Annotated in this window: 5 protein-coding genes and 2 pseudogenes; 4 read left to right on the plus strand and 3 right to left on the minus strand. The window is 67.3% G+C overall.

Features of this window, described 5'->3' with window-relative positions:
* The 3 genes from TY51_RS13015 to TY51_RS13025 all read right to left on the minus strand — a co-directional run.
* A partial coding sequence (locus TY51_RS13015; protein WP_042250132.1) for a Gfo/Idh/MocA family protein occupies positions 1–475 on the minus strand: 475 nt, incomplete at its 3' end.
* Positions 472–1,527 carry an ABC transporter ATP-binding protein gene (locus tag TY51_RS13020; protein WP_042250133.1) on the minus strand — a complete coding sequence of 352 codons (1,056 nt, stop codon included), beginning with the start codon at positions 1,525–1,527 and terminating at the stop codon, positions 472–474. The genes TY51_RS13015 and TY51_RS13020, both read right to left, overlap by 4 nt.
* Positions 1,528–1,534: 7 nt before the next feature.
* Positions 1,535–2,332: an IclR family transcriptional regulator gene (locus TY51_RS13025; protein WP_042250134.1), complete on the minus strand. Its 798-nt coding sequence runs from the start codon at positions 2,330–2,332 to the stop codon at positions 1,535–1,537.
* A gap of 99 nt (positions 2,333–2,431) precedes the next feature.
* On the opposite strand from TY51_RS13025, the gene TY51_RS13030 reads away from it, so the two are divergent.
* The 4 genes and pseudogenes from TY51_RS13030 (at position 2,432) to TY51_RS24565 (ending at position 7,569) form a co-directional block, all read left to right on the plus strand.
* Complete coding sequence (locus TY51_RS13030; RefSeq protein WP_052650169.1) at positions 2,432–3,667, plus strand: ABC transporter substrate-binding protein; 1,236 nt, start codon at positions 2,432–2,434, stop codon at positions 3,665–3,667.
* Between the two features lie 87 nt (positions 3,668–3,754).
* A pseudogene (locus tag TY51_RS13035) lies at positions 3,755–4,680 on the plus strand (carbohydrate ABC transporter permease).
* 3 nt (positions 4,681–4,683) lie between these two features.
* Entirely contained in the window at positions 4,684–5,529 is an 846-nt protein-coding gene (locus TY51_RS13040; RefSeq protein ID WP_042250136.1) for a carbohydrate ABC transporter permease, read from the plus strand.
* Positions 5,526–7,569: pseudogene (locus TY51_RS24565) on the plus strand (alpha-galactosidase). The gene TY51_RS13040 and the pseudogene TY51_RS24565 overlap by 4 nt, the downstream one beginning before the upstream one ends.
* Position 7,570: the final 1 nt, after the last annotated feature.

Here is a 7,570-nt window from a genome sequence, read left to right on the forward strand (position 1 = left end):
CGCCGGGGTGCCAGATCCACTCCTGCCCCGGATGCCATTTGCGCACATCCTCGCACCAGTCGATGCGGACGGCGCGGATGCGCGTGCCCGCCAGCCAGTCGCGGGCGGTATCGACCGCCGCGGCCTCGCGCGAATGCCAGGTGGCGTGGATGGTGACGCCTTGCCGCACCGCCTCGGCCTCAAGGACGGCCATTTCCGACAGGGTCGCGCCGGGGGGTTTCTCCAGCATCAGGTGACGGCCCGCACGCAGCACCGCCATGGCCTGATCGAACCGCCCCTGCGGCGGGGTGCACAGCGACACGGCGTCCACATCGGCCAGCATCTGTGCCACGTCGCGATGGTTTGCGACCCCCTCCAGCGTCGCGTTGCGGCTGGCGATGGCGGTCAGGGTCAGGCCGTCGGTCGCGGAGATGGCGGGCAGGTGCTGGGCGCGCGCGATGGTGCCCAGTCCCACAAGTCCGATGCGCAGGCTCATCTCAGCCGCTGCCCGGTATCCGCGTCGAAAAAGAACGCATCGGCCGCGTCGAAGGTCACCCCGACGCTGCCACCGCCCGCCGGGTCCAGCCGCTGCGTGGTCTGCACGACCAGCTTTTCGCCCGTGGGCGCGCGCAGATGCGCGAATGTCGTGCCGCCCAGGTTCTCGGCAAGATCGACGCGGAAGGGTCCGTGGGGCGTCAAAGTCAACGCGTCGGGGCGCAGCCCGATCTCGACCGCGCGACCTTCGGTCAGGGTGGGGCCGTGGCGGTCCAGCGGCGCATCAAAGGCGGGGGTGACGACCTGACCGCCCTGCACGCGCCCGGCCACGAAGTTCATCGCCGGGCTGCCGATGAAGCCCGCGACAAAGCGGTTGTCGGGGTCGTCATACAGGTCCATCGGGCTACCGACCTGCTCGATCCGACCCGACCGCAGGACGACGATCTTGTCGGCCATGGTCATCGCCTCGACCTGGTCATGAGTCACATAGATCATCGTCGCGCCCAGCTCGCGGTGCAGGCGCGCGATCTCGGCCCGCATCTCGACGCGCAGCTCGGCGTCCAGGTTGGACAGCGGCTCGTCGAACAGGAACACCTTGGGGCCACGCACGATGGCCCGTCCGATGGCCACGCGCTGGCGCTGGCCGCCCGACAGGTTGGCGGGCTTGCGGTCCAGCAGCGGGTCCAGCTTCAGGATGCGCGCGGCCTCGGCCACCTTGGTGGCGATCTGGGCCTTGGGGTGGCCGTTCATCTTCAGGCCGAACCCCATGTTCTGCGCGACCGTCATGTGCGGGTACAGGGCATAGGTCTGGAACACCATCGCCACGCCCCGGTCTGCGGGGTCGGCATCGGTGACGTCCTGGTTCTCGATCATGATCTGGCCGGCGCTGGTCTCCTCCAGGCCCGCGATCATCCGTAGCAGGGTCGATTTCCCGCAACCCGAAGGGCCCACGAAGACGCAGAACTCTCCCTGCCTGACTTGCAGATCGACGCCGTGAATGACCCGCACGGGGCCGAAATCCTTGGTGACGCGGCTTAGCTGAACGCCGGACATGGCAACCTCATGCTTGCTTGTGTTCGGGGAACCGCCAGGTGTCGGCGGTCGCGGCGATCTGCGCCGCAGCCTGGGTGACGGGACCGGCCAGCGACAGAAGCTGGTCGCGGCTGGTGGTGGCCGTCGTAGTGGTCACGGAAATCGCGCCCAGGATGCGCCCGGTCCCGGACAGGATCGGCGCGGCAAGGCAGGCGATGCCCGTTTCATGTTCCTCGTCGTCCAGCGCATAGCCGCGCTGGCGGATGCGGACCAACTCGGCGCGCAGGGCGTCGGGCGTGGTCAGCGTGTTGGGCGTGTGCGCGTGAAAGGACTGCCGCGACAGGGCCGCGGCCAGCTTGTCCTCGGGCAGGTGGGCCAGCATCGCCTTGCCGACGCCGGTGCAATAGGCCGGACCGACCTTGCCCGATTGGGCGAACATCTCGACCGGCAGCTTGGCATTACGCTTGTCCACATACAGAACGGCACCATTGTCCAGCTGCGCCAGGTGGACCGTCTGACCCAGATCGACCGCCAGCCGATCCAGAGCCTCCTGTGCCAAGGGCGCCAGGCTGGATTGCGCCCAGGCCGCGTGGGCCAGTCGCACCAGCCGCATGCCGGGGGCATAGGTCTGACGATCGTCGTCATAGGCCAGCATGTCCTGATGGGTCAGCGCCTGCAGGAACCGGTACAACGTCGCCTTGGGCAGGCCCGACGCAGGCAGGATCTCGGCGAAACGCACCGGGCGGCCATAGGCCGCCACAAGGTCCAGCACGGCCAGCGTGCGGCCCACCGTGCCATCCGTCGTTTCGCGTCCCTGCCCCGTCACGTCACCCTCCCCCGTTGTTGACAGGCTAAGCGATTCGCAGCATAGTTTCAATATTCAAAACTAAGTTTCACTATTTGGAACCAAAATGGGAGGGAGACCATGGTCCATCTGAGAAAAGGGCTGGTGCTGGCGATGCTGCTGTCCACCGCCGCCCCCGCCTTTGCCCAAAGCCGGGTTCTGGTGTTCAACAGCAACGCATCCGACCCCGCCCCCAAGGCCGCCTTCGAGCAGCTGGTCGCCGATTTCGAGGCCGAGAACCCCGAGATCGACGTGCAGGTGAACACATTCGACCACGAGGGCTACAAGACCGCGATCCGCAACTTCCTGACCGCAGATGCGCCCGACGTGGTGTTCTGGTTCGCGGGCAACCGCATGCGCCCCTTCGTGGAGGCCGGGCAGTTCCTGGACGTGTCCGATGTCTGGGCCCAGAACGGCCTGACCGACAGCCTGTCCTCGACCCTCTCGGCGATGACCATCGACGACAAGCAATGGGGCGTGCCCTTCACCTATTACCAGTGGGGCGTCTACATGAACCGAGACGTCTATGCGCAGGTGGGCGTCGAGCCGGCCGACACATGGGAGGGGTTCCTGGCCAATTGCGAGGCGTTCAAGGCCGCGGGCATCGACTGCCTGACCACCGGGTCCAAGGCGCTGTGGCCGGTCGCGGGGCTGTTCGACTATCTGTCGCTGCGCACGAACGGCTATGACTGGCACATGCAGCTGACCAACGGCGAAGTCGCCTGGACCGACGACAGTGTGCGCGCGGTGTTCGCCGAATTCGCCAAGGTGCTGCCCTATGTCTCGGCCAACCATGCCGCGATCGACTGGCAGGACGCGGTGTCGAACCTGGTTCAGGGCACGGCCGCGAATTACGTCATGGGCAACTTTGCCGTCGCCAGCTTCAAGGATGGCGGGATGACGGACGAGAACCTGGGCTTCATGTCCTTCCCGACCATCAACGCCGACATCCCCCGCGCCGAAGAGGCCCCGACCGACACGCTGCACATCCCCGCGGGCGCCAAGAACCCCGATGATGCCAAGCTGTTCCTGGCCTTTGCCGCGCGTCCCGACGTGCAGACCACGCTGAACGCCGCCCTGGGCCAGCTGCCGGTCAATGCCGAGGCCAGCGTCGGCGACGACCCCTTCCTGCAGGCGGGCTTCGAGATGCTGTCCACCGCCGAAGGCGGCATCGCGCAGTTCTTCGACCGCGACGCCTCGCCCGAGATGGCCAAGGCCGGCATGGAGGGCTTCCAGGAGTTCATGGTCCGCCCCGAGCGCCTGGACGACATCCTGGAGCGGCTGGAGCGCCAGCGCCAGCGCCTCTATCCGCAGTAACCCCCGATCGGCGCGGGCGGAGCGATCCGCCCGCGTCCCTTCCGGCCACAACGCGCCATGCCCGAAACCCGACCTGGAAGGTGGCCCATGACCGCCCTGCCCGACACGCATCCCCCCCATCCCGCGCCCCGCGCCCGCAGCCGCCGGACGCGCCGCCAGCTGACGCCCTGGCTGTTCCTGCGCCCGGCCTGCTGATGTTTTCCGTCTATGTGATCATCCCGATCTTTCAGTCGATCTGGGTGTCGTTTCACGATTGGGACGGGTTGGGCGCAATGCGCTGGATCGGCCTGGCCAACTATTCCGAACTGTGGTGGGACGAGGCGTTCTATACCAGCCTCAAGAACAACATCATCTGGCTGGCGCTGTATCTGCTGGCGGTGCCTGCGGGGCTGATGATCGCGCTGTTCCTGAACCAGACCGTGCGCGGCATCCGCATCTATAAATCGCTGTTCTTCTTTCCCTTCGTCATCAGCCAGGTGGTCGTGGGACTGATCTTTTCGTGGTTCTATGCGCCCGGCTTCGGGCTGCTTTACGCGCTGATCGAATGGGTCAGCGGCACGGGCGTGGCGATCCTGGCCGACGAACGCTATGTCACCTATGGCATCATCGCGGCGGGCCTGTGGCCGCAGATCGCCTATTGCATGATCCTGTATCTGACCGGCCTGAACGCCGTCGCCGCCGACCAGATCGAGGCCGCGCGCCTGGATGGGGCCAAGGGCTGGCGGATGCTGTGGCATGTGGTGCTGCCGCAATTGCGGCCCGCGACCTTCATCGCGGTGGTCGTGACCGTCATCGGCGCACTGCGCAGCTTCGATCTGGTCAGCATCATGACCTCGGGCGGGCCGTTCGGGTCGTCGCGCGTGCTGTCCTATTACATGTACGAACAGGCACTGTCGGAATACGGCTATCGCATGGGTTACGGCGCCGCCATCGCGGTCGTCCTGTTCGGCATCATGATGATCTTCATCTCGGGCTTCATCTGGAAGATGTGGCGCGACGAGAAAGGGGTCTGACCCATGTTCCCCCGTCCCATCCAGACGATGTCCCCCACAGCGCAGCGCACCTACAAGATCGTGCTGCCGATCATGCTGATCCTGTGGCTGCTGCCGCTCTTGGGGGTCGCCATGACCTCGGTCCGCCCGTCGGGCGACCTGGCCGCGGGCAACTACTTCGGCATCCCGTCCCGCTTCGCGTGGGAGAACTATGCTGACGTGTTCCGCAATTCGCCCTTGGCGCAGTACCTGTGGAACAGCTTTCGCATCACCATCCCGGTGATGATCGGCGCGGTGGCGCTGTCCTGCCTGACCGGATTCGCGCTGGCGGTCTACAAGTTCCGCCTGTCGCTCCTGGTGTTCTTCATGTTCGTGGCGGGCAATTTCGTGCCCTTCCAGATCCTGATGGTGCCGGTGCGCGACCTGACGGTCGATCTGGGCCTTTACAACACCATCACCGGGCTGGCGCTGTTCCACATCGCCTTCCAGACCGGGTTCTGCACGCTGTTCATGCGCAACTTCATCAAGGCCCTGCCCCGCGAACTGATCGAGGCCGCCCGCGTCGAGGGCGTCACCGAATGGCAGATCTTCTGGCACATCGTCCTGCCGCTGGTGCGGCCCGCCATCGCGGCGCTGTCGGTGCTGGTCTTCACCTTCATCTGGAACGATTATTTCTGGGCCATGGTGCTGACCACGGGTGCCAGCACGCAGCCGGTGACGGCGGGCCTGAACAGCCTGAACGGCCAGTGGATCGCCGCCTGGCATCTGGTCAGCGCGGGGTCGATCCTGGCCGCCCTGCCCCCGGTGCTGATGTTCTTCATGATGCAGCGGCACTTCATCGCGGGCCTGACCCTGGGTGCCGTGAAATGACCCTGTGGCGGATCGACACCCCCGCGCAGACGATGGTCCTGGGCAGCGATGGCGGCATGGCCTGCTGCCATTACTGGGGCGCGCCCCTGCCCGCGGATACCGACCTTGCCGCCCTGGTCGCGGCGGGCACGGGCGGCATCACCGGCGGCATGCTGGACGCGCTGCCGCCTTTGTCGCTGATCCCCGAGGCACGGCGCAGCTTTCCGGGCCAGCTGGGGCTGGTCGCCTTCCAGAACGGCCTGCCGCTGGAGCCGGACTGGCGGTTCGACGGCGTGGATGACGCCGACGTGCTGACCCTGCGCCACACCGCGCCGGGGCTGCGGCTGGACGTCACCATCCGGGCCATGGATCACGGGCTGATCGGCCTGTCGGCGCGGCTGACGTCCGACGCGCCCCTGACGCTGCACCATCTGGCGCTGGCTTTGCCAGTGCCTGCGCATCTGTCGGAACTGACCGAACTGACCGGCCGCTGGACGCGGGAATTCCAGCCGGTGACCAGCACGCTGGATCATGGCGCGCGCCTGCGCGATGCGCGCACCGGACGGTCGGGGCACGAACACCCGCCGCATCTGTGGCTGACCACTCCCGGCGCGACGAATACCAGCGGAGAGGCCGTGGCGCTCCATTACGGCTGGTCGGGCGGCCACCGCATGCTGGTCGAGGCACTGCCCGAAGGCCGTCGCCAGATCCAGTTGGGCCATTGCTCGGGCTCTGAACGCGCGCCCGGCACGGTGTTCGAAACCGCCGAAATCTGGCTCGCGCGCGGCGATGCGGGCCTGAACAGCGTGGCGATCCCCTTCCAGCGCGCGATCCGCGACGCCCTGCCGCCCGCGCGCCAGCCCCCGCCCGGTGCATTACAACGGGTGGGAGGCGATCTATTTCCGCCACGACGCGGCAGAGCTGGCCAGTATCGCGGAACGCGCCGCCGCCCTGGGGGCCGAACGCTTCGTGCTGGACGACGGCTGGTTCGGGCGGCGCGATGACGACACCTCGTCCCTGGGCGATTGGGCCATCGACCCGCGCAAGCATCCGCAGGGGTTCCAACCGCTGATCGACACGCTGCGCGCGCTGAACATGCGCTTTGGCCTCTGGTTCGAGCCCGAGATGATCAATGAGAACAGCGACCTGCACCGCGCCCATCCGGATTGGGTGCTGGGCCCCGCGGACCAGATCCGCGGGCGCAACCAGCTGCATCTGGACATGGCCCGCCAGGATGTCCGTGACCACCTGTTCGCGCGCATCAGCGGCATTCTGGGCGCGTGGGACATCGACTATGTAAAATGGGACCACAACCGCCTGACGCCCTTTCCCGACGCAGGCCAGACGCGCGGCGTCTATGCGCTGCTGGACCGGCTGCGGGCGACCCATCCGCAGGTGGAGTTCGAAAGCTGCGCGTCCGGCGGCGGCCGGATCGATGCGGGCATCCTGACCCGCTGCGGCCGCGTCTGGCTGTCCGACAGCAACGACGCGATCGAACGGCTGCGCATTCAGCACCATGCCGCGATGCTGCTGCCCGCCTGCGTGACGGGCAGCCATGTGGGCCCGCGCGACTGCCACACCTCGGGGCGGGTGCTGCCGATGGCGCTGCGCGCGTGGACCGCGGCGCAGCGGCACATGGGCTTCGAGATGGACCCGCGCGAACTGACCGAACCCGAGGCCGAAACCCTGACCCGCGTGACCGCCTGGTGGAAGGCCAACCGCGACTGGACAATGGCGGGCGACATCTGGCGGCTGGACCGCCCGGCGGGGGCCTTGGCCGAAATGCAGATGGCCGCCGATGGCAGCCGCCTGGTGGTCTTTGCCGCCCAGATCGACGCACCGGTGGCGCTGCAGCCGCCGCTGCTGCGGCTGACGGGGCTTGACCCGCACGCGACCTATCGTCTGTCGATGCTGGAACATCCCGTGGGTCACCACAGTTCCTCTGTCACGCTGTCGCGGGGTGCGGTGACCCTGTCCGGCGCGGCGCTGATGGCGCAGGGCGTGGCCCTGCCCCCCGCCTTTCCGCAAACCATCGCCGTGATCGAGGGGACGCGCCTGTGAC

The sequence above is a fragment of the Paracoccus sp. PAMC 22219 genome, assembly GCF_000787695.1.
GTDB lineage: Bacteria > Pseudomonadota > Alphaproteobacteria > Rhodobacterales > Rhodobacteraceae > Paracoccus.